The following is a 25,524-nucleotide window of genomic DNA, read 5'->3' on the forward strand; positions in this document are numbered from 1 at the left end:
ACGTCCAGTTCGCCCCGTCCAGAGGCGGTGTGCCGCTTGCCTTCCTGAGATCCCTGCGCGTCAATAAGGCAGCTACGTTCCGGCATGACGCCCCGTCAGGCCAAGCGACCTCCACCGGACAGGACGACCCATGAGACGTACGAGGGCGAAATTACGCGCCGCCACGACCGCCGCCTCGGCGGCGCTGCTCGCCGGTGCCGCGGCCCCGGCACCGGCGGCAACCGCCGTGTCACCAACTACCGCCACGGCCGCCTACAGTTGCGGTACCTGGGGCAGCACAACCCTGACCCTCACCGCAGCCCAGAACGGGACGACGGCGACGATCACGCTGGGCGCGCCGGACATGATCACATCTGTCGCAATCCCTGCGAATACCATGGACGTCACACTGCGGCTGGAGGAGAACGGCGGACCGGAAACGACTGTCTTCAGGGGAGGATCCAACCCGTCCATTCCGGCGGGTTCCCCAGTCAGGTTCGGCGCGCTCACCGGCATCGTGGCCCCGGGCGACAGCCTGGACTCCTACATGGGAGGGGATTCGCTGAGCTTTACCTTCTCCGTGTTCAACGTGCGGTGCACCGCGATCACCAAGCAGTCGCCGGGCCCGTTCGTCTTCGACTGACGGGCAGGGAGACACCGGGACTCAACCGGGCCGCGCCGGCGAAAAATCGTCCTCGAGCAGGCCGTCCTTCTTCACGAGTCGTGGTTCTGGCTCAACTGAAAGTGATCCAGAACCACGATTTTCAGTCGCCGCCGTCAAGTTTGGGCGATCACAAGGGCGTGGGCGTCACACGCCGTTGCCCGGCGCCTCTTTCGGATCAGCTCGAGTTGGAGTCAGTCGTCGAGTCGACCGGGCCACGAGATGGCGGCTGCGCCTGGCCTGGTCACCACGATCGTCCTCGTCGGTGCATCCAGGCGTGGCCCGCCGGCACAGCCGTCGAGCGCCCTATCCGGTCAGCCGCCTCAGCCGAACAGGGCCGGTGGGACGGGATCCTGCCTGACTGCTAACTGCTGATCGAATGGCCTGCCGACGCCGAGGCACCGACCGATTACTGGATGTCCAACCTGCCGGCCGACACTCCGCTCATTGATCGGGGCCCTTTGGCCAAGGTCCGCTGGCGAATCAAGCACGACTACCGGGATCGCTGAGCTCACGCGCTCGTTTACATCGTCGGCATGCAGAGCGCGCTGACACGGGCCAGAGGCAGAGCGGGCCTGAACGGCGCCGTCGGCTCACGCCACTGTCCGGCTTTTAACAACCCGAGTCTCGCTGTCTTCGGGCCTGACCGCGGCGTTGAAGAGCTGGTTCTGATGGTGGCGTCGGGGTCAGGACTGCAAAGGGGTGTGGGTGCGGTCGAGCGTGCGGGCCGTGTATCTGGCAGACCTCTCCCTCTTCCGCCAGCGGATCCTGCTCTGCTAGACGACCACGCAGCATCGCCACCGCTTTCGTGCCAAAGCCGAGTCGCTGACAGGCCCTGGCCAGGCTGGCACCCACCATCCGCGGGCGCGATAGCGCGGCCCGGTGGTGTACCGGGCCGCGTCGAGGCGGGGAGTTCAGGCAGTGGGTCGCCGCTCGGGCTCGGCGGTCGTGATGGGTTCCTTGGCGGCCTGTCGGCGGGTGATAAGGGCGCTACCGGCGAAAACGGCAGCCAGCGCGCAGACGATCAGTCCGATGACGGCCACGTGGCTGATATGGACGGCGCTGCCGAGGAGGAGGCCGGCGACTCCGAAGTCGGCATCGGAAAAGGTGGAGTTCTGCAGCCCGACGTCACCGAGGAAGGGCAGGACCAGAAGCGGAAGGAATGTAATCATGAGTCCGTTGACCATGGCGCCGAGCACCGCGCCACGTCGTCCGCCCGTCGCGTTGCCGAGGACACCGGACGCGGCGCCGGTCATGAAGTGGGCCACGATGCCGGGGATGATGATCGTCCCCCCAACTGCGACGAGGATTCCCATGCCGATGAGTCCACCGACGAAGCTGGACAGGAAGCCGATCAGCACGGCGTTCGGGGCGAAGGTGAAGACGATCGGGACGTCGAGCGCGGGCCGGGCGTTGGGAACCAGCTTCTCAGAGATGCCCTTGAAGGCGGGAATGATCTCGGCCAGGACCACGCGGACACCGGCCAGGATGATGAACACGCCGGCGGCGAACTTACCGGCCTGCATCACGGCCCACAGCAGATACCACTGGCCATTGCTCAGCTTGTCCTCGACATAGCCGGACCCGGCCACCAGGGTGACGAGCAGATAGATCACGCCCATGGAACTGGCGATGACAACGGTGGTGTCCCGCAGGAAGCCAAGCCCTTTGGGAATCTTCAGGTCTTCCGTGGACTTCTCGGGGTTGCCAAAGAGCTTGCCGACCAGACCACTGGTGGCGATGCCGAAGTTGCCGGTGTGGCCGAGCGCGACATTGTCATTCTTGGTGGCCTTGCGCATCCAGGGCTGGACGAGCGCGGGCGAGAGAGTGGTGATCAACCCCTGGGCGAGGGCGCCCCAGAGGACGGCCTGCCACGAGCTGAAGCCGTTGGCGATGAGAATCACGGCGATCATGGCCGCCAGGTACAGGGCCACATGCCCGGACATGTAGATGAACTTGAACCTGGTGAACCGCGCCAGGAGCACGTTCACCACCATGCCGAAGAAGAAGATCAGCGCGGCCTGGGAGCCGTAGTGGGTGAGCACCTTGCCGACGATGGCCTCGTTGTTGGGCACGACGCCCTGGACACCGAAGGCGTGCTGGAACATCTCGCCGAAGGGAGTGAGGGCATCTGAAACCACTCCGGCGCCCGCCGCGAGGACGAGGAAGCCGACGAACGCCTTGGTCGTCCCCTTGACGGTGTCGGAGAGGGACTTGCGTTGCAGCAGGAGGCCCAGGAGAGCGATCAAGCCGACGATGACGGATGGTTCACGGAAGACATCGAGAAGGTTCTGCAGAACGCTGTTCACTGACAACGCCTCTCTTCGGGCACGACGAGGCCGTGGCTGCGGAGATGGTGGGTGCCGGGCTGGGCGGCGGGAGGACGCACGGCCGGACTGACTGGTGGCGTACCCGGATCGACAGTGGGGTGGGGGCGTCGAGGGCGGCGGGCCAAGGGCGCACGGGGCGGCGGCTGCCCGACGGGTGGTGTGGCGGGCGCTGCCGCCGCGTCGGGCCGCGCCGCCCCGGGACGAACGGGTGGGGCCCGGGTCAGAGGAGCCCGTGCCGGGCGGCGGCGGCCTTCACCGCTTCGCGCAGTTCGTCCATGTCGATGATGCTGTTCAGGACGACCACGTCGCCCAGTCCCTGAGCGGCGTCCTCCAGGTCCTTCGCCACGAAGAACACGTCGGCGCTGTCCGGTCCGGCGGAGCTGATGTCGGAGTGCTCGACCGTGACGGCCGAGAGCCCCAGCTCACCGACGATGGTCTCGATGTTCATGCGCACCATGAAACTGCTGCCGAGGCCGGTGCTGCACATGGCCAGGAACTTCATCGGGACTCCTCGAACTGAGTGATCAACGTGATGACATCGGGGGCTGAGGCCGCGTCGCGCAGCGCTTGACGGGTCTGGGCGTCCGACAGGATGCGGGCGAGGGAGGCCATGGCACTCATGTGAGCGTCGGCGTCGACGGCCGCGAAGCAGAAGTAGAGATCGACCGCGTGCTCCGCCTGGTCGAGCAGCGGGGCGGGCTCCGCCAGCCGCAGCATCGAGATGGCGGTGCGCACGGCCCCGTTCTCGGGCCGGGCGTGGGCCAGGGCGATGCCGTGGCCCAGATCGATGTACGTTCCGCCGGACGCGATCGACTCCAGCATGGCCTGGACGTAGCCGGGGGTGATGTCACCCGCGTCGAGGAGTGGCCGGGCGACCTGGGTCACGGCTTCCCGCCAGCTCAGCTTGTCTGTGGAGAAACGTATCTTCTCATAGGTCAAAAGATCACTCAGCATGTGCACCTACAGGGTTGTTCTCAAGGCCGCCCGGAATCGCTACTCGACGTCGGCGACGATGTCGAAGGAGAGTTCCGCGGTCTCGGGGAGGAATTTCGATGTGCCGTGGATGACCGGTTTCCCGCCCGGTTCGAAGACAGATGAGGTGGCCAGCAGCAGCGGAGACCCATCGGCCACGCCCAGCAGGGCCGCCTCGCGCTCGTTGCACATGTGCAGGCCGACGACGATCTCGTTGCGCGCGAGCAGCACATCGTGGTGCGCGCGGAGATAGACGTAGAGCGACGTGGAGGTGAAGTCGGTGGTCAGGACATCCGGGAACCGCTCCTCCTCCACATATGACTCGGCCAGATGGTGCACCACTCCGCTGACCCGTCGCACTCGCTCCAGCCGGATGACCGATGCGGCCCGGCTGATGTCGAGCGCGTCCGCCAGCCGCGCCCCGGCCCGCATGCGCTCCTGGGCGACCACCTCGGAGGTGACGGTGTGACCCTGGCGGGCCAGCTGGGTGTGGAAGCCGGTCACCTCGTTCACGAACCGCTCGCGGTGCTTCAGGTTGTAGCGCGGGTGGGTCACGAAGGTGCCACGGCCGTGCTCGCGCACGAGATATCCGTCCTGGACCAGCTCGTCCACGGCACGACGCAGCGTGATGCGGCTCACTTCGTACTCCGCGCACAGCACGCTCTCGGCGGGCAGCTGTCCGCCTACGGGGAGGTCGCGGATGCGGCGCAGGAGGTGGTCGCGCACTTGCGCGTACTTGTGCCCCGCCATCTGTGATCTCCTCATCGAGTTCATGCGTCGTCGAGACGTCATGATGACTACAGGCTGCTGAACGCGTCAATAGCCGCAACCGAAGCGAAATACGTGGACTGGTCGGCAGCCATGGGGCGGATCCCCTCCCCGTGCCCTTTGGCTGAGCTGTGAGGTTCCGCCCCCAAAGCATCCCTGGTGCTTACACGGAGAGATCGGCTACGTTTCCGAAGTCATCATGACGTCATGATCTATCCAAGGAGTCTCTGTGACCTTCGCAACAGAGCAGACGGCCACGCCCTCCCCCAGCCGGGCCAGGAAGGTGCTCGACGAGGCGGACGAGCGGGCCATCGCCGTGGCGCGAGCCCTGGCCGTGGACGCGGTCGAGTCGGCCGGCTCCGGCCATCCGGGCACGGCGCTGGCGCTGGCTCCCGTGGCTCACCTGCTGTTCCAGCGCCACATACGGCACGATCCCGCGGACGCCTCATGGGAGGGACGCGACCGGTTCGTGCTCTCGTGCGGGCACGCGAGCATCCTGCAGTACACGCAGCTCCACCTCACCGGCTACGGGGTCGAACTGGAGGACCTGCGGCGCTTCCGGCAGTTCGGATCCCTGACCCCGGGACACCCCGAGTACGGGCACACCACCGGTGTGGAAACCACGACCGGACCGCTGGGCCAGGGCGTCGCCACCGCGGTCGGCATGGCCATGGCCCTGAAACGGGACCGGGGGCGGCTGACCGGGGCAGATGCGGCCGCAGACGGGGTTCCCGCCCGCACCGTATGGGTGCTGTGCTCCGACGGCGACCTCCAGGAGGGAATCTCCTACGAAGCCGGGGCCCTGGCCGGGCGCCACCGTCTGGACAACCTGGTGGTGATCTGGGACGACAACAGCATCCAGATCGAGGGTTCAACCGACCTGACGACCCGTGAGGACACGGTCGGCCGCTTCGCCGCCCAAGGCTGGTTCGTGCAGACCGTGGGCCTGGCCGCCGACGGTGACATCGACACCGACGCGCTCGACACGGCCCTGAGCAGCGCCCGCGCACACACCGGTCAGCCCAGCCTCATCGCACTGAAGTCGCAGATAGCCTTCCCCGCCCCGAACGCGGTCAACACCGCCGCCGCGCACGGCGCTCCACTGGGACCGGTTGAAGCCGCCGCGGTCAAGGCCCAATTGGGCGTCACCGACGAGCCATTCACCGTGCCGGCGGGGGTTGTGCGGCACACCAGGCGTGCCGTCGACCGGGGAGCTGAACTGCACCGCGCCTGGGACACGGCACTCGCGAAATGGACGGCGGCCCACCCTGAGCGTGCGCAGGCCCGCGCACATGCCATACGGCCCGTCGACACCGCCGCCGTCGCCGATGCGCTCCCGACGTTCGAGCCCGGTACCCCGGTCGCACCGCGGGACGCCTCAGGGAAGGTCATCCAGTCGCTGGCCGAGACGCTGCCGCGGCTGTGGGGTGGCTCGGCCGACCTCGGCGACAGCAACCGCACGACCATCGCGTCCGGTGGTTCGTTCCTTCCGGCCGACGAGGACGGCGGACGGGGCCTGAGCGGCCGCAACGTCCACTGGGGCGTGCGCGAACACGCGATGGCCGCCGCCATGAACGGCATCTCCCTCGTCGGCTACGACACCCCGTTCGCCGGCACCTTCCTGGTCTTCAGCGACTACCAGCGGCCCTCCCTGCGACTGGCCGCCCTCATGAACCTCCAGGTGCTCCATGTCTGGACGCATGACTCCGTGGCCCTCGGCGCGGATGGCCCCACCCATCAGCCGGTGGAACACCTCGCCGCACTGCGGGCCATGCCGGGGCTGTCGGTGGTCCGCCCGGCCGATGCCACGGAAACCGCGGCCGCCTGGCTGAGCGCACTTGGCCGCCCGGGGCCCGTCGGGCTGGCGCTGGCTCGTCAGGCGCTGCCCGTGCTGCAGACGCCGGTTGACCAAGTGCGAGAGGGTGTGGCCCGCGGTGCCTATGTGGTGGCTGACACCGACGGCGCCGCAGACGTGGTACTCATGGCCAGCGGCAGTGAGGTACCACTCGCCCTGAAGGCCGCGGAAGCGCTCGCGCAGCGGGACGTGGCGGCGAGGGTCGTCTCCGTTCCGTGCAAGGAATGGTTCAGCGAACAGAACACTGCCTACCGTGACGCAGTGCTCCCGCCATCCATCCGTGCTCGCGTCGTCGTCGAGGCCGGGTGTGCGTTCGGCTGGCACGACCTGCTGGGCGAGCACGGCCGCACCGTGACCGTCGACGGCTTCGGCACCTCCGCGCCCCCGGCGCAGGCGATGGCATCGGTCGGCATGACGGAACGCGGCGTCGTGGCCGCTGCCTTGGCTTCTCTCGCGGCCGCACGGTCCTGAACACCGCCGGCCCTCCAGACCCGAACGGCAGGGGCGGCCCGCGCGGCGCCCGCGGCCACGCCCGACAGTCCGACTCCCTCCAGCTCTCAGACAAAGGAGCACCCACGATGCCCCAGCGTGTCCTCACCATCGGTTCCCGCAGCGGGCTGCACGCCCGGCCAGCGACCGTGTTCGCCCAAACCGCCGCCAGGCAGCCGGTCCAGGTGACCATCGCCCGCGACGGCCGGAACCCCGTCGACGCGCGCAGTCTCCTGTCCGTACTGGCGCTGGGAGCCGGCAACGGCGACTCGGTGATACTGGCTGCCGAGGGAGACGGCGCGGAGGCGGCCCTGGAGGAGCTGGCGGTCCTGCTCACCCTCGACCACGACGCCCGGGAAGAGGGATGACACCCGGAACCGACACCGGCGACGGCCGCCCGGGCTCATGCCCCAGTACCCGCTCTGCCGCTGCCAGCGGCAGAGCGGGGCGCCGCCATCGCGGCGCCCCGGCATCCCTCTGCGAAGTGAGGTCATCGTGAACACGCGCCCGCGCCGTGCCCTGCGCGACACCCGACTCGTCATCTTTGATTGCGACGGAGTACTGGTGGACACCGAACGCATAGGTCCCGCGGTCGTGGCGGAGATGGCCGCAGAAGTCGGCTGGCCCCTTAGAAGCTGTTGTCTTTCCGGGCTTGAGGATGACGTTTTCGCTGGTCGGGCATAGGGGCGGTGGTTCTGTGGGAGTGGTGGTCTGTCGTGTCGCCGTTGCTGTGGAGGCCATGGATGCCGTCGGTCGTGGGGCTGCTGGAACAGCGCGAGCTCGTCGCTCGCCGTCGCGTGGACGAACTGCGGGAGGAGGCCGACCGCGTCCAGGCTGAACTGGCCTTGGCCGAGCGGGACTGGAAGGAATGGGCCATCGCTCGCTCGCGGGTGGGCGAGGTGCTTGCCCCGGCAGACGAGACCGAGCATGGCCACGACCAGGCCGACCGGACAGCACCGACCGCCGACGGGCAGGCCGAGGAGGCATCGTCAACGCCGGAAGCGGCGAAGGTGAAGGCGCAGGTGCCGGTGTGGCGTGAAGGGCTTGCGTGGTCGGCGTTGTCGGCGAACTACCAGCGCATCCTCAAGACGCTCGCGGACCGGGCCCGGCTCGGGCAGGGGCCGATGACCTGCCAGGAGATGGCCGCTCTGTTCGGCATGGACGTGGTGCCGGCGCGGGTGGAGGCGCTGCGGTCGAAGGCGAAACGCCTGGTCGCGCGCGGCTGGCTGGCCGAGCCGGCATCGGGCCGGTTCACGCTCGCCCGCGGCGTGAGCGGGCCAGGCGGCGAATCATGAGCAGGGTCATCGACCAGTAGATCATCGCCTCGGCGCTGGTGGCGCGGCGTTCGAAGTCGCGCGCCAGACGGCAGGTGCGCATCAGGTGGGCGAAGAGGCACTCGACGGTCCACCGCTTGGGCAGCACCACGAAGCCGCGCATGTCGTCGCTGCGTTTGACGATCGCCAGGAACCAGGGCGAGCGTGGCCAGGCAGTATTCGACGAGGCTTCCGGTGTAGCCGCCGTCGGCCCAGACCAGAGCCAGCAGGTGGTGCGCGTCGGTGACGTGGTGCAGCAGGACCTGGGCGGCGGCGCGGTCGCCGACATCCGCGCTGGTGACCATGACGCCCAGCAGCAGGCCGAGGGTGTCGACCACGACGTGCCGCTTACGGCCGTTGATCTGTTTGCCGCCGTCAAAGCCGCGGCTGTCGGCGCCGACGACGGCGTCCGCCTTGATGGACTGCGAGTCGATCACGCCGGCCGTCGGCTCCGCGTCCCGGCCCAGCCGCTCGCGGACCTGGCCGCGCAGGCGGTCATGGAACTCCTTGACCAGGGCGTGGTCGCGCCAGCGGCGGAAGAATGCGTATACCCGGTCCCACGGCGGGAAGTCGGCGGGCATCGCCCGCCACTTGACGCCGTTGTCCACGAGATAGCGGATCGCGTCCAGCACCGCGCGGTGGCAGTATCCCTCCGGCCGGCCGCCCCGCCCGCGCATCCAGCCCGGCGTCGGCAGCAGCGGCCGGACCTCAGCCCACTCCACGTCCGTCATGTCCGACGGGTACCGGCGCTGCCGCTCGGGCCGGTCAGCCGCGTTGCCGTACACGTGCGCGAGGCAATCACACGTTGGAGCGGCCGAGTTGGACTGCCTGGCCATCGACACGGAAGACTGCGGCACCGGGGCCTCCTGATGCTCTATGGATTCGACACCCACGAGCTGTTCAGGAGGCCCCTTCCTCATGCTCTGGCCACGGCAGGATCACCCGACCGAGAACCCGCGTTCGACTGCCACCGCTCAAGATCGAAAAGAGAACAGCTTCTCAGCGTATCGTCGCGCCCGGGAGTCGGCCAGCAGCCATGCGTGCAGCGAGCGGAGTTCCTCCTCTGTCGTGGCTCCGCCTATGGAAAGCCTTACCCGCACCGGGTCCCCCTCTCCCGACTGAGGCCCTCATAATGCCAGCCTGCGAGCCCCGACATGGAGACTGGGGAGGAGACGTCCGTGCTGCACCTGTGCTTGCCGCCTCTACGGACTCCGTCTGGAGAACACGTGGCGTGAACAGCCCACCGGCCGTCACGCCTTGCGCTGAGCCTTGACGCAAGGCCGCAGCCGACCACACAGCGTCACGCAAGGAGGACGCGTTTCCGAAGTAGCGGGAAGCAGGCACGGCCGAACATCTGCCGTTTGAGCATCTTGATCCGATTGACTGTTCCTTCGACTGGGCCGGAGTTCCAGTCGGTGGTCAGCCCGGCGGTTACCGCGTCGAAGTCGCTGTGCAGGCCGACGGCGAAGCTGCTGATGCCAGCAAGGTTGGCCGCCGCGGCCTCGTTGATCCACTCGGGCAGGCGGGTACCGCTGAGTGTGGTGAGCATCTCTGCGAACGAGCTGGTCAGCTCAGCCGCGGACGCAAGCTCGGGGCAGCGATCGAGGATGACTTTGCGGTGCAGTTTCTCCTCCTCGGTGAGGGTGGCCGGGTGCCGGGTGAGCCAGCCGGTCACCTGCCGCACCGACGGTGGTGGCGGAGCGAGCGTGACGCCTTCTGGCCGGGGCAGGTCGCGCCGGGCCCAGTCGCGGACGGTGGAGTAGTGGCCGCGGAAGCCGCGGCCTGTGATTTCGCGGTAGAGGTCGAGGATCGTCACCTTTCCGTCGGCTTCGGCCCAGCGTTGGGCCAGGTAGGGCTTGAACGGGTCGAGTTTGCTGGGGAGTTGGCGCTTGCGGCCCTTGACCATGTCCTGCCAGCGGGCGGCGCGGGCGTACCGCTGGACGGTGTGGCGTCCCCAGCTCAGGTGGCGGGCGATGTGGCGGATGCCCATGCCCTGGTCGAGGAGTTCATGGACGAGGGCGTGGTGGGCGCGGGCCCGCTCGGCGAATCTGCCGGTCGGATCCGCCTTTTCGTTGTCCTGATCGGATGTCGCTTCGGCGGGCGTCTCCCAGGCGGGCTCCGGTTCTGGGCTGGCCGGGGGCAGATCGCGCAGGCAGGTGCGGTGGGCGGCGACGGTCTTTTCGACCGCGGCGGCGAGGTTCTGCCAAAGGTGAAAGCGGTCGGCGACCTGGAGGGCCTGGGGTGCGGCGGTGGCGGCTGCCTCAGCGTAGGCGCCGGAGCGGTCGCGGCAGATGACCTGGATGCCGGGATGGGCCTGGAGCCAAGGGGCCAGGGTGGCTGCGTCGCGGTCGGGCAGCAGGTCGAGGACCTGGTGGGTCTCGGCGTCGATCACGACGGTTCCGTAGACGTGGCCGCGCAGCAGGGCGAAGTCGTCCACGCCGACGGCTCGCGGCTCTGGGGTGGTCGGGTCGGGCAGGTCCATCACGCGACGCAGCAGCGTGGTGCGGCTGGTGGCAATTCCCATGAGTGGGCGAGGCGGGCGCCGGCCCGGCCGGCGAGGGCCAGACCGATCGCGCCCATGGCCTGCCGCAGCCGCTCGGTGACCCGGCCATGGCGGCGGGTCAGTCCCGGGACCTGCTCGGCGAACGTCCGGCGCCTGCATGCTTCGGCCGTGCAGAGGAACCGCCGAACCCTCAACGCGAGTTGGACTCTCCGACCGGAAGTGGGCAGGTCTGCCGGAAACCGAAGGTAGGAGCTGTGAACCCGCTCCGTCCACTGGGTGCAGTCCGGGCAGGCAGCCCCGGACGGCGTGCACCGGGCCTCTATGAGTAGTGCCTCGCCGTCCGTGCGCATCGCCACGACCGCCACACCCGGGATCGACGGGAACAGCAACTCCTGCAGCCGGTACAACACCTCGTTCACGGCCACCGAATGTCAGCCGCACCACCCGCACGAGGAGCGATTTCAAGGCGAGTTCCGCACTGTCCAGAGAGAGATCAACAACTACAAGGCGTAGCCAGCGCGCAGAACTTGTGCCAGACCCCGATAGAAGCCGCCCTAGCCAGGGGAGAATTACCGGGGCGGAACACCCGTTCCGCCATCACCGGCCCATCCTGGACGTGGGAAAATAGGAACCGGACGCATTCTGCGTCGGTGTCGCGTCCGCCACTGTCCGGCGGACGCAGCCCCTTCACCTCGTTGAGCCGGACCGATGAGTTACGGCGCTTGGAGGGAGCTACAGGTCTGCGAACGGCGGGCAGCTGTACGTGATGGCGATCAGCTGTAAGCGGGGCAGCGCCAGCATGAAACCGTCCTCGAGGAGGGGAAGGCGCCGCACGCCGTCGGCGACCCCTGGACGCGGGCCTTCTCCGATGTCCGTGACGTCGATCCCCATCTCGGCCAGGTCGACGAGCTGTCCGGCGAGCCTCTCCACTTCAGCGACGACGCGTTCAGGCAGTCCCTTCGCCACGTGCTCGAAGCCGGGCTCGTACTCCCACCGCCATCCACTCTCGCCGGTCACCCGCCAGCCCGCCGGTCGATACCCGCCTCGTCTGCCGCCTCGGTCTGGATGGCGGACACCTCGGTGGCGATGGCGCGGGCCTCCGTCAGGTCCTCCACTTGCGCGGCGCGTGCCTCCAGCTCGCGCAGGCGTGCTGCGCGGGCGGGGTGGCGCTCGATCGCCACGGTCAACGCCCACTGTCGCAGGAACCGCCGCATCGGCGCCGCGTCCACATGCTCACGAGCGGCCGTCATCGCCTTCGTCCGGTTGGCGTCGAATGCGGCCGCCTGGCTCGGCGCGATCCGCACCAACGCGGCACGCAGCTCCTCCGCGGTCGCCTTGGGCTGCGGGATCAGGGCGCCGTTTCCGTCGGCTACTGCCTCGCTCATGCTGCCTCGCTCCGTGTCGTGCTCACTGGAGCCGCGACCATCCGCGGCTTGGTAGCTATGGGGCCCTTGGGCACGCGGGGCGCCCCTCCCTGTCAGGCCAGGGATACGAGCAGACATCAGGCCCTCCACGATATCGCGCTCGCCAGGCGTCGAACCCGGCGGGCCCGCGCCGGAGGGCTTCCGGCGCACCAAGGTCCGACACGGATGGAGGGGGCCCAGACGCAGGTGGCGCGCTGGAAGGTGTCGAGCATCGCGCCGTTCAGGCGTCACAGCCGGAGGGCGAGCGTCTCGGCGTAGCTGAGGGGGACTGTGGCCTGCTGGAGGTTGCCTTCGGTCGCATTCCGGCGCGCCATGTCCACCATCGTCACCACGCTCGCCAGTGGGCTGTCTTCGCCGGTGTCAGAACCTTCGAGACGGGCGCTCAGCACCTGGTGCGCGTGCGCAAGAAGATCAGCCCAGGTTCTCTTGGGGATTCCGGGCCGCAGGCCCGTCAATCTGGTGAGCCACAGGTCAGCGTGGGATTGCAGAAGCTGTTCGGTGGTGCGGTATTCGATGACCGTTCCGCATTCCAGTGCGAGCTCAGGGGCGTCCGTGCATGCACCGGGCCACGAGGCAAGCCCCTCGGTATGAGCGGGGCACAGATGGAGGATCCACCGGTGCCTGTCAATTTCGGTGAGACACGTCAGGCTGCGGGTTCTTCCTGATGCTTCTCCTTGGCGGGTTGGTTGATCCAGGCCGCCTTCGGGAGGCGGGGTGGCGTCGGTCTTCGGCGGAACCGGTGCGGGTTGGTGGCGTAGGCGTCGGCCAGGACGTCGGCCCGCCGGGCTCGGATCGTGACTGCGGTGCCGTCGTGGACGGATGCGGGGGTGTGCAGTCCGATGCCGGAGTGCCGGTGGACGGTGTTGTAGTAGGTGAAAAACCGCTGGCAGAAGGCGCGGGCGTCGGCCAGTGAGCCGAACCGGTCGGGGAAGACCGGGCAGTACTTCAGGGTCTTGAAGTTTGCTTCCGAGTACGGATTGTCATTGGACACGCGTGGCCGTGAGTGCGAGCGGACGATGTTCAGATCGACGAGCAGCTGGGCGACTGGCTTGGAGGTCATCGAGGTGCCCCGGTCGGCGTGGACCACGTCCGGGACGACCCCGCCGTTGGCGCGGAAGGCGTCTTCGATGAACTCCTTGGCCAGTGCGGCCGATTCGCGCGGCACGACGAGCCAGTGGACCGCTTTGCGGGAGTAGATGTCGAGCATCACGAACAGGTCGTAGTACATCCCGCGGTCGGGGCCCTTGAGCTTGGTGGCGTCCCAGGTCCACACCTGGCTCGGGCCGGTGGCCACCAGCTCGGGCTTGGTCCTGGGCGGGTGGGCGGCCTGCGCGCGGCGCTCGCGGACCTCACCGTGCTCACGCAGCAGCCGGTACATCGTGGACACCGAGCACAGGTAGGTGCCCTCGTCCAGCAGGGTGGCCCAGATCTGCGCGGGGGACTTGTCCACGAACCGCTGCGAGCGCAGCACGCTCAGTACCCGTGCCTGTTCCAGCTCGGACAGGGCCGCCGGGTGCGTTGCCGGCGGCCGGCGCGGCCCGGCCACGCGGGGCTTGGGGTGGCGCTGCCGGTAGACGGTGGCCCGCGAGCGGCCGGTCAGCTCGCAGGCCGGCTTGATCCCGACGACCGACTCCAGGGCGGCGAACGCCTCGGTGATCACTTCCTCCGCTTGGGCTCGGAGTCCTCGCTCTCGGAGAGCAGTTCCAAGAGCTCGTGTGCTTTTCCCAGGATGGCCAGCGCCTTCTGGGACTTGGCCAGCTCTGCGGCCAGCTTCTCGTTCTCCCCCCGCAGCCGCTCGGCTTCCTTCTCGGCCGCGCTCTTGCCCGTCGGTCCGGACGGCCTGGCGGCCAGCGCATCCAGTGCGCCCGCGTCCCGGGCGGTCCTCCAGTCGATGATGTGCGAGTGGTACAACCCCTCACGGCGCAGAAGCGCGCCCTTCGCGCCCGGCTCGGTCAGCCGCTCGTACTCCTCCACGATCCGCAGCTTGTACTCCGCGGTGAAGGTCCGCCGCTTCGGCCCGCCCGCGCGGGGACCGCGCTTCTTCTTGCCCACGACCTCATCATCGGCCACACCGGCCAGGAGATCGGCATTGCTCAGCGTCACGCTCGAAAGATCCTGTTCTCGCCCTACTAACAACAGAAGACTCGATTGTCCTCATGTCTCACGAGAGTCTGACAGGGAGGGCACGCCGGGCCCGCACCAGCGTCGGGTCCCTGACGCAGCGCCGTGGCGGATGTGGAGCACTCCAGCACGGTCCGTAGTCCGGTGACCTCTCTTCCTGCGCCCGGCCGATGGCCTACCGGCGCGTCGGACTCCCGAGGGACAACGTGCCGGTAGGCACCCAGGTACGGAAGCGAGCAGGAGATCTCGTACGGCAACGACTCGGCCAGATGCAGGACGGGCTGCAACAGGTGGTCCCAGAACGGGTCCATGCCCTCTTCGGAGACCACGGTCAGCCGACACCCGTCGGCTTCCTCCCTGCTTCTGCGCCGGCCGTCGACTTCCTGGTGCATGACGTTGTAGTAGGCCCCCTCCAAGCCCGCCAGCAGCAGTTCGCGCTGCTCCTCGCCGTACTGCTGCTCCTTGGCATCGCGGGCCGCACGCAGCCGACTCGATGGGATGGAGAACGCCTCCCGCAACTGGCCGAGGGTGGGCTCGGTGGATGCGAGCTGCTTCACCACGCTCCGGTTCAGTGGGGGCCGGCCGGAAACGAGCCGGTCCAGAACCGTGATACCGAGCAGCACACTCGCGCTCGCGTACCGCCAGGTGATCTCGCTGATCCGCCGCTCGTACTGGGCAGCGGGCTCGCACGCCGCGTCCACGGCCGCCACGTGGTACCGAAACTCGCGGTCCGCCGTGTAACCCTCGGCAACCTCCAACCGCGTCATGGCACGGCCGGCCTGGACGCGAGCCGCCTCCCACTCCTGCTCCAGATCCACACACGCTCGGTTCAACGAACGCAGCGTCTCCCACTCCACCCCGCTCAACCGCCCAAGATCCTCCAGATCAGGAAAACGCAGCAACCCCACCCTGTCCCCTCCCAGTCCGAGCCCGGAGCGATGAACCTACTCCGTACCGCCCGCCCGGGAGACTGGATCGCGCCGAAGCGCTTGCGACCGATACGAGCGGCCGCCTCCCCGTCCCCTCCGCCGACCTCGGCCTGGTCTACGCGGTGGCGTGCTCCCGGCACGCCAAGGGCTCAGCGCGCCGGGAGGTTCCTAAGGCGTAGGTGTCGAGCATGTGTGGTCGCCCTGACGGTGTCCACCGCCGAGGGCCCGTGGCTGAAGGGCAGCACACCGCTGGAGGGCGATGATGGCTGGCGAGAAGTCCTGATCCCCGGCGGGCGCGGCATCGCCGAGTACCGCATCAACCGGGACACCCACGACGTGGTCCTCACCCGGATTGTGCCTTTCTGACCGAAGCCCCAGTCCCTCCTCGAAAGCTCCGCATCCAGCCTGCTGGCCAGCTGGGTGCGTTCGGCACGGGCCCGGCACAGTGCCGGAACGCGCGCTGTCTCCCGGCGACGTGGTTCACTCCCTGTCGCGGCTGATCAGAAGGTGGGCCCTGTCGTCGTTGACGTCCTGCGCCACCGCCTCGATGAGGTGCCAGGATGCGCCGTGAATCCCGTTGTCGGCTATGTAGCGGTCAGCCTCACCGGTGAGACGGTCGATGCCCTCGGTGATGTCGCGCCCCGGAGTCTCGACCAGGCCGTTTGTGTAGAGCATCAGAACATCACCGGGGCGGAGCGAGCCCTGGACCGGGTTGAACTGGGCACCGTCGTAGACCCCGAGGAGAGGGCCGTCTGCGGCCTTCTCCTCCCAGCGGTCCCTGCCCGCGCTGTACTGGAGGCCGGGCAGATGGCCGGCGGAGAAGAGTTCGTAGTCGCCCGAAACCAGGTCCAGGGCGAGATGGATCGAGGTCGCGAAGCCCTCGTCCCAGTCCTGTCGCAGGCAATAACTGTTCGCCGCGGGAAGGAACGCGGGAGGTTCAAGGGAGCCCAGCAAGCCGCCGAAAGCGCCGGACAGAAGGAGGGCGCGGGAGCCCGCTTCTATGCCCTTGCCGGAGACGTCCGTCAGCGCCACTTCAAACATGCGGCCATGGTTCGTGCGAGCGGCGACGACGAAGTCACCGGAGTAGGACTGGCCGGGCGCCGGGCGGAACGACATCTCACGGTGCCAGCCGCCCGGCAGATTGGGCAGCTTGCTATGCCTCCGGATGGGTTCACGTATATCGACGCGCATCCAGCCGCCGCGCCGCCACGGTCGGCTGATGCGGCTGCGCAACTGCCGCCAGTTGTTCGCGATTGTCCCGGACAATCGCGCGGCGCTCTGGGGCTGCTCCGCCCGGGAGGAAGCGCGTGGTTCGGCCGCACGGTGTATTTGTCCGGGGACGGTCCTCATCCCGAAAGTGCCAGCGGCTGGAGGGGAAGGCACCTGGTAACCCAGGTCGTCAGCCGCTTGCTGAACGGCCGCGTGTTCCTCATCGAGGACCGCATCGTCGTGGCCGGTGGCACCGAGGCTGGGCTGAGGTGACTGCTGGGCCGGATTCTCCGGCGGAGCCGGGTCATCATGCCCCATCCGGAAGCGCAGTTCGGCAAGCTCGTCTTCCAGGATCTGGATGCGGCGGGCGGCATGGTCGGCAACCCGCTGGGCGGTCTCCCGTTCTTGTTCGGCACGGGACAGCTGCTCGCTCAGTTCCGCCTGCTGCCGCTGCGCCCGGGAAAGACGCAGTTCCAGTGCCGTGTGCTCCTGCGGATGCCGGTCCGACAGCGGCTTCAGAGCGTCGGCCCGGCGCTTCAGTTCCGTGACCTGTGCCTGGGCCTGGCCGGCCATGGCGAAGAGCAGGGTGGCGATCTGCAGCACCTGGTACCGGCCCCGTTCGCTCGCCTCGTAGGCCGTCTGGAGCCGCTGCATCTCCTGGTAGATCTCGATCGTGCGGTCCTTGGCCGCCAGCAGCTCCCTGGCGAGCGCCAGCTCCTGCGCCCCGGCGAGCGGTGTGGGACTGGTCTGTGCCCGGTCCCATAACGCTCTTGCCGCCTCCAGGCGCGGCGTACACCGGTCGCTGGAGTCGTCCGGAAAGCACACGTCGGCCACGGCCTCGACCACGTCCCACTCCAGCCCGTCACCGGCCAGCAGGTCACGCAGCCGACGCAGCTCGGGCACAGCCCGGGCAACGAAATGCTCCGGTGTGAGCCGCTGGTGCAGCTGGCTCACCGGAACCGATGACTCGTCGATCCAGGACCGCACCAGCTCAACGAGCTGATTGATCTCGGTGCACGACCCCCGCGGCGGTGCCCACGGTCGCCCCGTGTCGGTTCCTCCCGCCACCCACGTGCCTTCCCCCTTCAGTTGTTCGGCGGACAACCCCTCGTTGTCACCGAAGAACCATCCAACCGGACCGCCCGCAAGCTCTGCCCAGGAATCGTGGTCATCCTCACCGACAACACGATCCAGGCGGTGCACTCATGGACCACACATCCCCAGCCTTCTTACTCCTCGTCCTGGCCGTGGCAGCCTTGTTCTCCACCATCACCGCGGCCATATCCTTCGTCCTGGCCCGCTGGGACGGTGCGACGATCCCAGCAGCCTTCACCCGCGGCGGCGTCACCTTCGCAGCCTGCCTCACCCTGTGCCTTGCAGCTCTCTCTGCGATCAACCGGTGAGGCTGTGGAGCGGCCTTCGTCACGGCGGCAACCGCGTCCGCGCCGTTCAGGTTCGCGCGGAAACAGCGGCGGTTCTGCTCGGTCGCATACGCCCGCCGCGCCTCCACCCCGGCCCACTGCCAGCACTCTCGAAACGTCGAACTACTGAGGTTTTCGTTAGTTCCGTGGTGGTTCAGGATGAATTGTCAATCCGGTGTGAGTGAGGAAGGACCACGGGAGTTGTTCGTTGGAGCAGATCCGGTGGATGCCGCGTTCGGCCGCGTCGGCGACATCGGCGAGGTGGTCGCCGGCGAGGTTGGCCAGCTCGCGGGCCCTGATGGCCGACCACAGCAGTTCCACTGGGTTGAGTTCGGGTGCGTAGGCCGGCAGCCGCTCAAGCTCAGCCAGTCCTGCTCGGCCGCCCAGGCCCGCATGCTCCGACTCCAGCGGGCCGACAGTCCGTCCCACACCAACACCACCGACTCGCCGGCGTAGAAGGTCTTGACGTGTTCCAACACTTCGATCAAGAAAGTGGTGTCATAGCTGCCCGGCTTGAGGTGGAAGCACAGCCGCGGGCCACGTCCAAGGTCAGCGGCGTGGTAGCCCAGCGCGGCGGCCATCCCGGCTCGTTTCCAGTTCAGCCGGTGCCGCAGCGTGGGAGTGCGCCCGCGGGGTGCGCAGGTGCGGCGAACCCGGGGCAGCAGCGATACACCCGATTCATCGAAGAACACAATCCAGGCACGTTTCTTCACCACCCCCTTTTGATGCGTGGCCACTCCTGGGCGACCCACCGGGCGATCTCGGACTCGTCCCGCTCGACGGCCTGACGCATGGGCCGCCGCAGACTCCACCCCAGCCGCCCGGTAAGCAGGCGCCACACGGATGCCCGGGCCAGCTTCACCCCGGTCACCCGCTCAACCACCACGCCGACCCGTTCCAAGGTCCACAGATCCGCCTCGAACCCGTGCGCCTGAGCGCCCTGCTCCAACGCGGTCCGAAACAGCTCCACTTGCGCGTCATCCAGCTTGGGCGGCCGCCCGGTGGCCGGACGCCGCCGCAGTGCCTCAACCCCACCCTGCTCCCACAGGCGTTTCCACCGGCGCACGCTCTCGGGGTGGATCCCCACCATCCGTGCAACCACGGATGAAGAACGTCCTTGCTCGAACAACTCGACCGCGCGCATGCGCCGGGCCTCGGCCAACTGCGGCCGCGTCAGCGGCAGAACGGAGACGTCGGAAACAACGGCCTGCGACTCGGAAGACACACCAACATGCTCACACCGCCGAAGCCCCTGCACCCACAGAACTAACGAAAAACTCAGTAGGTCGAGAAGCAACCGAAGAGGAGAGATTGGTCATGCAAGGTAACCAGGTAGCCGCCACCGCTGCTTGTGGTTTCGTACCCGTCATCGACTTGTCTTCAAAGGGCACGGATCAGGGACGCGTCGCGATCGCCGAGGCAATCGACCAGGCACGCGTGAATTCCGGGTTCTTCGTCATCGTCGGTCATGGACCGCATGTGGTCGTCTCGGCGACCGATCCATACGCGCCCGCCAACCCACGCGCGTGGAGCGCCGCGCTCAACCTGGACTGCGACGTCCTCCCCGCCGCCGGCCACATCACCCCCGAAGACGGCTACGGCCCATGGCCGGCCGCACTCGCCTGGTGCCTGCGCGAACAGACCCCCGTGTCGGCCGCCACCGGACCGTGAGCGCGGATGAGTCCGCTCGTGTGCGGCTCAAAAGCGGATGTGGCGACGCTCGGCGCGCTCGGCCGGGGCAAGGCGTGACCGTGACGCGCACCAGCGTCACCGCCGCGATCGGCGCGCTGCTGACCGCGTCCGAAGTCCCTGAGAATTCCGGCGCGTTCAGCGCCGACTCCAGCACTCCCGGTGCGGAAGGCGTCGATGACGTCGGCGTAATGCGGGTGGTCCCGGAAGTGCGTCCACAGCGGCTCGCCTGTGCATCGCCGAGGGGGATCGGGTCAGCTGAGGCGGACGAGTGTCTTTCCGGTCGTTCGGCCGGCGATCAGTTCCGTCAGCGCTTGCGGAGCCGACTCCAAGCCCGCGAACACCGTCTCGCGATGCTCCATCTCGCCGTCGCGGAGCCACCCGGCCATCTGGCGCTGCATCTGCCCCATGAGATGCAGGTTGCTGCTCCCGCGGAACCCGCGAAGGGGCAGGTCCTTGGACACCGCGAGGAACAGATTCCGTGGCCCGGCCGAGCCGGACTCGTACTCCGAGATCGAGCCACACATCGCCACGCGCCCACCCCTCCGCAGGTGTGACAGGGCAGCCTCGAGGTGGGTCCCCCGACCGAGTCGAAATAGACGTCGATTCCGTCGGGCGCGATGTCGCCCAGCCTCGCCTCGATGCTTTCCACCCGGTAGTTGAAGGCGTCCGCGCCCAGGCGGTCCCGCAGCCAGTCGACCTTGTCATCGGTGCCCGCGCTGGCCACTACCCGATTACCCATGAGCCGTGCGATCTGCACGGCCAAGCTGCCCACTGCCCCCGCGGCGGCCGAGACCCAGACCGTCTCCCCACCTCGTAGCGCGTCAACGACGTGCAGGCCCGCGTAGGCCGTCAATCCCATACCGCCCAGCGGGCCGAGATACCACTGCGGCTCGCACTCGTCGACATCCAGGTGTGTCAGGGTGCCGAGGCCGCTGAGCTGCTCGGCACCCGCGTCCACCACCGCATAGTCGCGCCAGCCCTGGGCGTGCCACACGATGTCACCCGGGGCGAAGCCCTCGGCCCGGGACTCCACCACCTCCCCCACGGTCATGATGCCGTCCATGGGGCGTCCGAGTGGGAAGGCGGCGAAATAGCCGGAGGGGGCGTCGGGACGTAGCCGCAGCCGAAGGCCTGGATCCACCGATGTCCACGTGTTGCGTACGAGCACCTGCCCCGGCCCGGGCCGGGGCACGGGGACCTCGACCAACTCGAAGTCATCCGGGCTGACGCTGCCGGCCGGGTATGCCCTGACCCGGATCTCCCGTCCAGTCCGCATCATGCCGGTACCACCGTGACGGGCAGCATGAGGCGTAGTCCAGGTTGTGCGATGCCGCTGAGATGGCAGGAGCCTTGGTTCATCAACACCACTCCGGGATTCACGGTCTTCTCGCTGTCGCCGCTCAACACTGAACCAATATCAGTTTGGTTTGATCGCGCGCAATAGGACAGCGTGCCTTTATGGTCGGCGCAGGCCCCCGTCCAAGCGATGATCGCGCACAGGTTCCGCAGCAGTCCGCCGGTGGCCGGGGTATGACGGCTGCTGCGCCACGTCGACTCTCACCGGTCGTCACGTCCGGCCGAAGAGCGGCGTGCGGGTCTCAGCGGCACCGTCGGCGTTTTGGCCACCACCCTTCCGACCCCGGCCCTTGCAGGGCCGGGGTGCCACTTGACCTCGACCAGCACAGAAGAACAACCGACCCCCGGCAACCGTGCCTCTGAGCACCGGTGGACCGCACCAGATCGCGATCATCGTGGATCAGGCAGGTCAGCGCTGCAAAGTAAGGATGCCCGGCCGCCAGGGCAGTTGGTCGTAGGGGCCGCCCGCGTTGGGGGACTTGCCCTGGTAGAGGAACTGTAGGTTGCAGGGGTCGATGGTCATGGTCTGGTCGGGGTTGTTGCGGACCAGGTCACCGTGGCTGATGTCGTTGGTCCAGGTGGCACCGCTGTTGGCCTTGCCCGCGAAGGGGTTGCTTTCGCTGCTGGCCTGCGGGGTCCACGAACCGCTCAGGCTGGAGGCCGTGAACGAGCGGAAGTAGCGCCCATTCGCACCGATCGCCTCAACGATCATCAGGTACTGGTTCTGGTCCTTGACCTTGTAGACCTGCGGCGCCTCGAACAGGTTGTTCTGCGTGTCGCTCATGACCGTCGTGTAGGAGGAGCCGAAGTTGCCCGGGAAGTTCCCGATCGGCATGCTCGCCCGGTAGATCTTGCCGTTGTCACCGGCGAAGAACAGGTACATGTTCTGGCCGTCGGCGATCAGGGTCTGGTCGATCGGGCCGGTGCCGGAGTCGGGGATGCTGCCGGTGAACAGCGGCTGCGGCGAGGACCACCCGTTGGGGTTGGTGGGGTCGCTCGACGTGCGGTAGATGAAGGGCCAGGCGCCCCACTGATACGCCAGTACCCAGATGTTCTTGGGCGCGAAGTAGAACAGCGTGGGCGCCACCGCGGACTGGCTCATGCCGGTCTGGCCGGCCGACGCCATGTCCGACCAGTTCGTGAAGGGGCCGAACGCCATCGAGCCGTACGAAGATCCCGAAACGTTCGAGGCGTAGACCAGGTGCTTGCCGTTGTACACGACGTTGGTGAAGTCCTTCAGTGAGACCCACCCGTTCGCCGGCTGCGCCAGCACACCTGTCGACGTCCACCGGTACGCGGAGGGAAGAGCGCACGTGTCGCCCGGAGTCCCGGACAGGCCGGTCCACTTCTGGTTGCTGCCGCCATTGCACGTCCGGATCTGCACCGCCGTGCCGTTGACCGGGCCGGCACCCGAGACGTCCAGGCAGAGCCCGGACTCCACGCCGACGATCGTGCCGTCGGAGTTGACTCGCCACTCCTGGTTGGCACCGCCGCTACAGGTCCAGATCTGCACCCGGGTACCGGCCGTCGTGGCGTGGCCCGGGACATCCAGACACTTGTTGCCGAACACGGTCAACTGACTGCTATCCGTGCGTGTCCACTGTTGGTTGGTCCCGCTCGAGCAGTCCCAGAGCTGTAGGGACGTGCCGTCGGTCTGGTTGGCGTTCGGTACGTCGAGACACCGGCCGGAACCCCCACCGCGCAGGGCACCGCTGGTGGCAGCCTGAGCCGGGTTGGCGACGAGCGTCGACGCCAACAAGAGGAGGGTCGCAACCGCAGCGGCGAACACCCCGGACAGATGTCTGGGGCTGATACTTCGTCTGCGCATGGGTACCTCGTCATCCTTGAGTACGCGGTTCCGGATGGCCCGTCAGAGGCTGCCCGGACTGCCGATGTGGTGCGCGGTTCATAGTGGTGCCTGGGGACCGGACGACCCCTGCCCGTGAAGGGCCTTCGCCACCGGCCTGGATCTCGAAGGGCCCAGGATCATGACAGTCCCGATGCGGGGCCCGGCGAAACGACCGCCGGGCCCCGGCCGAATTCAGGCGCTGTTCAGTACCGCGAGGACCGCGCCGTACGCCTCCTTCTTCTGGTAGCTGCCGTTGAAGAGCAGCGGGGTTTCCTGGGCGCGCCAGGAGTACTTGTCGGTGACGCCCCACACGGTGATGCCGTTGCAGCGGGCGACGGCCACGCACGCCTGGGCGACCTGCCGGTACACATTGGCCTGCGCCGATCCGGAGCCGCCGACGTCGAGCTCGGTGATCTGCACGTTCACGCCGAGGTCGGCGAAGCGCTGGAGGTTCTGCCGATAGGTGCCGAGGTCGGAGTTCGAGGCCAGGTGGCTCTGGAAGCCGACACAATCGATCGGGACGCCGCGGGCGCGGAAGTCCTGGACCATCCGGTAGATGGCGTCGCTCTTGGCGTTGATGCCGTCGGTGCCGTAATCGTTGTAGCAGAGCTTGGCCTTGGGGTCGGCTGACTTCGCGGTGCGGAAGGCGTCCTCTATCCAGCCGTTGCCGAGCTGCTGCTGGAGGTTGGACTGGCGGCGGCCGCCGTCCCATTCGAACGCCTCGTTGACCACGTCCCAGGAGTCAATCTTGCCCGCGTAGTGGGCGGCGACCTTGCTGATGTGGTTGCGCATGGCCTGGCGCAGGGAGTCGCCGGCCAATCCCTGTACCCAGCCGGGCTGTTGGGCGTGCCAGACCAGGGTGTGGCCGCGTACCCATTTGCCGCGCTGCTGGGCGTAGTTGACGAGTTGGTCGCCGCCGCTGAAGTTGAACTGATTCGGGCTCGGCTCGGTGGCGTCCCACTTCATCGCGTTCTCGGCGACGACGCTGGAGAACTCCCGGTTGAGCGTGGACTCGTAGTCCGTCTCACCGAGGTGGGGTGCGACCGCGGCGCCGAAGTACCGGCCCTTCTGGGCGGCCGCACCGCCGAGGGTGTCGGCGGCATGAGCGGTGGGTGAGAACGCCAGGACGGCCGCTGCCGCCGTGACGCCGGTCGCCGCGGCGCCGATCGCCGTCCGGGCGCGTCGCGGGGTACGCCTTCGGGAGGATCTGTCGGTCATTGCGGATCCCGTTCTGATAGGGGTGGGTGGCGGTGCAGGGCCTGGAATTCGTCCGGCCCGCGGCCGTCAGGAGAGGGCGGATTCCCAGCGGGTACCGGCGCCGGTGGCATCGGCCGGGAGACGGTCGCGGGCAGCCGTGTCGTGGTACAGCCGCCACCGGAACCAGTCCACGAGGGTGTTCTGGGTCCGGTCGAAGGTGGGGAACCCCGGGTTCAGATATGCGGCGTGGTCCGCGCCGAGGTGGGTGAGAAATGCCTTGAGTGCGGGCAGTTCCTCATACGCTCGCCGGGCCAGGGCGTAGTCGCAGGTCGGGTCCTTGTCGCCGTGGATGAAAAGCACGCCCGCACGGACCGAGGCGGCGGGGGTGCCCATGTCCACGCAGGCGACCGGGACCGCGGCGGTGATGCGGTCGTCGGGCCAGGCGGTCACCAGGCCGTGGGTGGTCATGCCGCCCATCGAGTGCCCGGAGACGCCGACGCCGGCTGCGGTGTCGATGTGCCCGGCGAAGGGGCCGCCCGTGCTCCCGTTGAGCGCCAGGGTCCGGGTGATGACCTCGGAGACGTCCCTCGACCATTCGCCTCCGTACACGGAGCCGAGATTGGTGTTGTCGGAGAACGAGGGGGCGGGGCAGATAAAGCCGGCGGAGGCTATCGCGTGGGTCTGCGAGGCGTACGAGTCGGAGTTGCCGTACATGCCGTGGCTCCACTCGGCGACGGGGAAGACACCGTCGGCGAGAGGGGCGTTCGGTATGGGGGCGCCGCCGGGGGCTCCGGGGGTGGGGTAGAAGACCTTGGTGAACAGCGAGCGGGCGCCGCGGCTCCAGTTGAACTGGCGTACACCGACGGCGAACTGTCCGGCGGGCGCGGCCGGTTCGGCGCCTGAGGCGGAAGCCGGTGCCGAGCCGAGCAGGGGAATGCTCAGGCCCGCTGTCGCGGCCGCGGTCAGGCCGAGGAAGGTGCGTCGACTGGTCGACATGTGTAACTCCTTGCGTGGGGGACAGGGAGGTCTCAGCAGGTGGGGTTGGTCTGGGTGGCCAGGCCGAGCCGGTAGGGCGACTGCGAGTACTCGCCGCTGGAGTTGGGGTTGCGGCCCTGGTAGAGGAGTTGGAGCCGACAGGGGTCAACGGTCATGGTCTGGTCGTTGCGGTTGCCGTCGCTGCCGATGGCGCTGCCGTCCTGCTGGAGTGAGATCACCGATCCCGTGGACGACCAGCGGAAACTGCCCGGCAGGTCCTGCTGGCGGGTGCCCGCCGGTGTCGCTCCCTTCGCGGGCACGGCCGAGCACGCCGCCAACGGGGCGATGAGCAGGGCCACATAGGCATGGCGATGTAACAAGGGCATGGGCGACTCCATAGCGGCTCATCTGGTGCACATGCGGTGAAGCACGAAGTCTGGTCGATATCTCGAACGGCGACCGGACCTTCGGACGTAGGAAT

26 protein-coding genes and 4 pseudogenes are annotated in these 25,524 nt (G+C 68.1%); 8 read left to right on the forward strand and 22 right to left on the reverse strand.

The annotated features are described in order from the left end of the window. Positions 1–130 precede the first annotated feature (130 nt). Positions 131–622 (forward strand): hypothetical protein, encoded by a 492-nt coding sequence (locus tag CGL27_RS00925; RefSeq protein ID WP_119983811.1) that lies wholly within the window; start codon positions 131–133, stop codon positions 620–622. A gap of 932 nt (positions 623–1,554) precedes the next feature. Here the strand turns inward: CGL27_RS00925 and CGL27_RS00935 are convergent. The 4 genes from CGL27_RS00935 to CGL27_RS00950 form a co-directional block, all read right to left on the reverse strand. Then, complete coding sequence (locus CGL27_RS00935; RefSeq protein ID WP_119983812.1) at positions 1,555–2,949, reverse strand: PTS ascorbate transporter subunit IIC; 1,395 nt, start codon at positions 2,947–2,949, stop codon at positions 1,555–1,557. A gap of 241 nt (positions 2,950–3,190) precedes the next feature. Continuing rightward, positions 3,191–3,472 (reverse strand): PTS sugar transporter subunit IIB, encoded by a 282-nt coding sequence (locus tag CGL27_RS00940; protein ID WP_078638023.1) that lies wholly within the window; start codon positions 3,470–3,472, stop codon positions 3,191–3,193. Continuing rightward, entirely contained in the window at positions 3,469–3,924 is a 456-nt protein-coding gene (locus CGL27_RS00945) for a PTS sugar transporter subunit IIA (protein WP_119983813.1), read from the reverse strand. The genes CGL27_RS00940 and CGL27_RS00945 overlap by 4 nt, the downstream gene beginning before the upstream one ends. A gap of 39 nt (positions 3,925–3,963) precedes the next feature. Continuing rightward, positions 3,964–4,692, reverse strand: coding sequence for a GntR family transcriptional regulator (locus CGL27_RS00950; RefSeq protein WP_162952830.1), 729 nt, complete (start codon positions 4,690–4,692; stop codon positions 3,964–3,966). Between the two features lie 247 nt (positions 4,693–4,939). Between CGL27_RS00950 and CGL27_RS00955 the strand changes: the two genes are divergently transcribed. The 4 genes and pseudogenes from CGL27_RS00955 to CGL27_RS00970 all read left to right on the forward strand — a co-directional run bounded on the left by CGL27_RS00955 (position 4,940) and on the right by CGL27_RS00970 (position 8,349). After that, positions 4,940–7,036 (forward strand): transketolase, encoded by a 2,097-nt coding sequence (locus tag CGL27_RS00955; RefSeq protein ID WP_240450293.1) that lies wholly within the window; start codon positions 4,940–4,942, stop codon positions 7,034–7,036. A 107-nt stretch (positions 7,037–7,143) separates the two neighbouring features. Next, positions 7,144–7,422, forward strand: a complete 279-nt coding sequence (locus CGL27_RS00960; RefSeq protein WP_119983815.1) for an HPr family phosphocarrier protein — start codon at positions 7,144–7,146, stop codon at positions 7,420–7,422. Between the two features lie 127 nt (positions 7,423–7,549). Then, a pseudogene (locus CGL27_RS51320) lies at positions 7,550–7,684 on the forward strand (HAD family hydrolase); the annotation flags it as partial. 113 nt (positions 7,685–7,797) lie between these two features. After that, positions 7,798–8,349 carry a hypothetical protein gene (locus CGL27_RS00970; protein WP_119983816.1) on the forward strand — a complete coding sequence of 184 codons (552 nt, stop codon included), beginning with the start codon at positions 7,798–7,800 and terminating at the stop codon, positions 8,347–8,349. A gap of 203 nt (positions 8,350–8,552) precedes the next feature. Here CGL27_RS00970 and CGL27_RS51325 read toward each other — a convergent pair. From CGL27_RS51325 to CGL27_RS01000, 9 genes and pseudogenes are all read right to left on the reverse strand, one after another. Continuing rightward, positions 8,553–9,287: pseudogene (locus tag CGL27_RS51325) on the reverse strand (IS5 family transposase); the annotation flags it as partial. A 380-nt stretch (positions 9,288–9,667) separates the two neighbouring features. Next, entirely contained in the window at positions 9,668–10,891 is a 1,224-nt protein-coding gene (locus tag CGL27_RS00980) for an ISL3 family transposase (RefSeq protein ID WP_240450294.1), read from the reverse strand. Then, positions 10,849–11,289: a transposase family protein gene (locus CGL27_RS51330; protein WP_240450295.1), complete on the reverse strand. Its 441-nt coding sequence runs from the start codon at positions 11,287–11,289 to the stop codon at positions 10,849–10,851. Before CGL27_RS51330 ends, CGL27_RS00980 begins: the two co-directional genes overlap by 43 nt. Before the next feature lie 313 nt (positions 11,290–11,602). Beyond that, positions 11,603–11,836 (reverse strand): hypothetical protein, encoded by a 234-nt coding sequence (locus tag CGL27_RS00985; RefSeq protein WP_240450296.1) that lies wholly within the window; start codon positions 11,834–11,836, stop codon positions 11,603–11,605. 47 nt (positions 11,837–11,883) lie between these two features. Beyond that, complete coding sequence (locus CGL27_RS00990) at positions 11,884–12,255, reverse strand: DUF6247 family protein (protein ID WP_119983818.1); 372 nt, start codon at positions 12,253–12,255, stop codon at positions 11,884–11,886. Between the two features lie 266 nt (positions 12,256–12,521). After that, entirely contained in the window at positions 12,522–12,683 is a 162-nt protein-coding gene (locus CGL27_RS49735) for a hypothetical protein (RefSeq protein WP_162952831.1), read from the reverse strand. 254 nt (positions 12,684–12,937) lie between these two features. Continuing rightward, complete coding sequence (locus CGL27_RS00995) at positions 12,938–13,954, reverse strand: IS3 family transposase (RefSeq protein ID WP_346345717.1); 1,017 nt, start codon at positions 13,952–13,954, stop codon at positions 12,938–12,940. Beyond that, positions 13,951–14,397, reverse strand: coding sequence for a hypothetical protein (locus tag CGL27_RS53395; RefSeq protein WP_346345718.1), 447 nt, complete (start codon positions 14,395–14,397; stop codon positions 13,951–13,953). The genes CGL27_RS00995 and CGL27_RS53395 overlap by 4 nt, the downstream gene beginning before the upstream one ends. Before the next feature lie 26 nt (positions 14,398–14,423). After that, positions 14,424–15,281 (reverse strand): hypothetical protein, encoded by an 858-nt coding sequence (locus CGL27_RS01000; RefSeq protein ID WP_162952832.1) that lies wholly within the window; start codon positions 15,279–15,281, stop codon positions 14,424–14,426. A 255-nt stretch (positions 15,282–15,536) separates the two neighbouring features. On the opposite strand from CGL27_RS01000, the gene CGL27_RS49740 reads away from it, so the two are divergent. Then, positions 15,537–15,710 carry a hypothetical protein gene (locus CGL27_RS49740; protein WP_205587584.1) on the forward strand — a complete coding sequence of 58 codons (174 nt, stop codon included), beginning with the start codon at positions 15,537–15,539 and terminating at the stop codon, positions 15,708–15,710. Positions 15,711–15,824: 114 nt separating this feature from the next. On the opposite strand, the pseudogene CGL27_RS01005 reads toward CGL27_RS49740, so the two are convergent. Then, a pseudogene (locus CGL27_RS01005) lies at positions 15,825–16,580 on the reverse strand (PP2C family protein-serine/threonine phosphatase); the annotation flags it as partial. Between the two features lie 1,178 nt (positions 16,581–17,758). On the opposite strand from CGL27_RS01005, the gene CGL27_RS01010 reads away from it, so the two are divergent. Beyond that, positions 17,759–17,956 carry a hypothetical protein gene (locus tag CGL27_RS01010; protein ID WP_119983820.1) on the forward strand — a complete coding sequence of 66 codons (198 nt, stop codon included), beginning with the start codon at positions 17,759–17,761 and terminating at the stop codon, positions 17,954–17,956. A 185-nt stretch (positions 17,957–18,141) separates the two neighbouring features. Here CGL27_RS01010 and CGL27_RS01015 read toward each other — a convergent pair whose 3' ends face one another. Then, complete coding sequence (locus CGL27_RS01015) at positions 18,142–18,786, reverse strand: transposase (protein WP_346345720.1); 645 nt, start codon at positions 18,784–18,786, stop codon at positions 18,142–18,144. Further along, positions 18,684–19,199 (reverse strand): helix-turn-helix domain-containing protein, encoded by a 516-nt coding sequence (locus CGL27_RS01020; RefSeq protein ID WP_119983821.1) that lies wholly within the window; start codon positions 19,197–19,199, stop codon positions 18,684–18,686. Before CGL27_RS01020 ends, CGL27_RS01015 begins: the two co-directional genes overlap by 103 nt. A 92-nt stretch (positions 19,200–19,291) precedes the next feature. Here CGL27_RS01020 and CGL27_RS01025 point away from each other — a divergent pair, with 92 nt between their 5' ends. Continuing rightward, positions 19,292–19,645, forward strand: a complete 354-nt coding sequence (locus CGL27_RS01025; RefSeq protein ID WP_119983822.1) for a 2-oxoglutarate and iron-dependent oxygenase domain-containing protein — start codon at positions 19,292–19,294, stop codon at positions 19,643–19,645. A gap of 272 nt (positions 19,646–19,917) precedes the next feature. Here the strand turns inward: CGL27_RS01025 and CGL27_RS51335 are convergent, their stop codons facing one another. From CGL27_RS51335 to CGL27_RS51345, 6 genes and pseudogenes are all read right to left on the reverse strand, one after another. Further along, positions 19,918–20,196 carry a hypothetical protein gene (locus tag CGL27_RS51335; RefSeq protein WP_240451076.1) on the reverse strand — a complete coding sequence of 93 codons (279 nt, stop codon included), beginning with the start codon at positions 20,194–20,196 and terminating at the stop codon, positions 19,918–19,920. A 98-nt stretch (positions 20,197–20,294) separates the two neighbouring features. After that, a pseudogene (locus CGL27_RS51340) lies at positions 20,295–20,945 on the reverse strand (NADP-dependent oxidoreductase); the annotation flags it as partial. Between the two features lie 486 nt (positions 20,946–21,431). Further along, the gene (locus CGL27_RS01035) at positions 21,432–22,850 is read right to left on the reverse strand and encodes a non-reducing end alpha-L-arabinofuranosidase family hydrolase (RefSeq protein ID WP_119983823.1); all 1,419 of its coding nucleotides are present in this window, start codon (positions 22,848–22,850) and stop codon (positions 21,432–21,434) included. Positions 22,851–23,063: 213 nt separating this feature from the next. After that, on the reverse strand, positions 23,064–24,089 hold the full coding sequence (locus tag CGL27_RS01040) for an endo-1,4-beta-xylanase (protein WP_078638031.1): 1,026 nt from the start codon (positions 24,087–24,089) through the stop codon (positions 23,064–23,066). Between the two features lie 66 nt (positions 24,090–24,155). Beyond that, the gene (locus CGL27_RS01045) at positions 24,156–25,064 is read right to left on the reverse strand and encodes an alpha/beta hydrolase (RefSeq protein ID WP_119983824.1); all 909 of its coding nucleotides are present in this window, start codon (positions 25,062–25,064) and stop codon (positions 24,156–24,158) included. 32 nt (positions 25,065–25,096) lie between these two features. Next, a complete protein-coding gene (locus CGL27_RS51345; protein WP_240450297.1) occupies positions 25,097–25,429 on the reverse strand; it encodes a hypothetical protein in 333 nt (110 codons plus the stop codon). Between the last annotated feature and the right edge of the window lie 95 nt (positions 25,430–25,524).

The sequence above is a fragment of the Streptomyces sp. 11-1-2 genome (assembly GCF_003595545.1).
Lineage (GTDB): Bacteria > Actinomycetota > Actinomycetes > Streptomycetales > Streptomycetaceae > Streptomyces > Streptomyces hygroscopicus_B.

Coding starts and splice junctions, on each gene's coding strand:
- CGL27_RS00925 (WP_119983811.1), top strand. CDS start 131: ATGAGACGTACGAGGGCGAAATTACGCGCCGCCACGACCGCCGCCTCG.
- CGL27_RS00940 (WP_078638023.1), bottom strand. CDS start 3,472: ATGAAGTTCCTGGCCATGTGCAGCACCGGCCTCGGCAGCAGTTTCATG.
- CGL27_RS00945 (WP_119983813.1), bottom strand. CDS start 3,924: ATGCTGAGTGATCTTTTGACCTATGAGAAGATACGTTTCTCCACAGAC.
- CGL27_RS00950 (WP_162952830.1), bottom strand. CDS start 4,692: ATGGCGGGGCACAAGTACGCGCAAGTGCGCGACCACCTCCTGCGCCGC.
- CGL27_RS00960 (WP_119983815.1), top strand. CDS start 7,144: ATGCCCCAGCGTGTCCTCACCATCGGTTCCCGCAGCGGGCTGCACGCC.
- CGL27_RS00970 (WP_119983816.1), top strand. CDS start 7,798: ATGCCGTCGGTCGTGGGGCTGCTGGAACAGCGCGAGCTCGTCGCTCGC.
- CGL27_RS00980 (WP_240450294.1), bottom strand. CDS start 10,891: ATGGGAATTGCCACCAGCCGCACCACGCTGCTGCGTCGCGTGATGGAC.
- CGL27_RS00990 (WP_119983818.1), bottom strand. CDS start 12,255: ATGAGCGAGGCAGTAGCCGACGGAAACGGCGCCCTGATCCCGCAGCCC.
- CGL27_RS01010 (WP_119983820.1), top strand. CDS start 17,759: ATGGACCACACATCCCCAGCCTTCTTACTCCTCGTCCTGGCCGTGGCA.
- CGL27_RS01025 (WP_119983822.1), top strand. CDS start 19,292: ATGCAAGGTAACCAGGTAGCCGCCACCGCTGCTTGTGGTTTCGTACCC.
- CGL27_RS01035 (WP_119983823.1), bottom strand. CDS start 22,850: ATGCGCAGACGAAGTATCAGCCCCAGACATCTGTCCGGGGTGTTCGCC.
- CGL27_RS01040 (WP_078638031.1), bottom strand. CDS start 24,089: ATGACCGACAGATCCTCCCGAAGGCGTACCCCGCGACGCGCCCGGACG.
- CGL27_RS01045 (WP_119983824.1), bottom strand. CDS start 25,064: ATGTCGACCAGTCGACGCACCTTCCTCGGCCTGACCGCGGCCGCGACA.
- CGL27_RS51345 (WP_240450297.1), bottom strand. CDS start 25,429: ATGCCCTTGTTACATCGCCATGCCTATGTGGCCCTGCTCATCGCCCCG.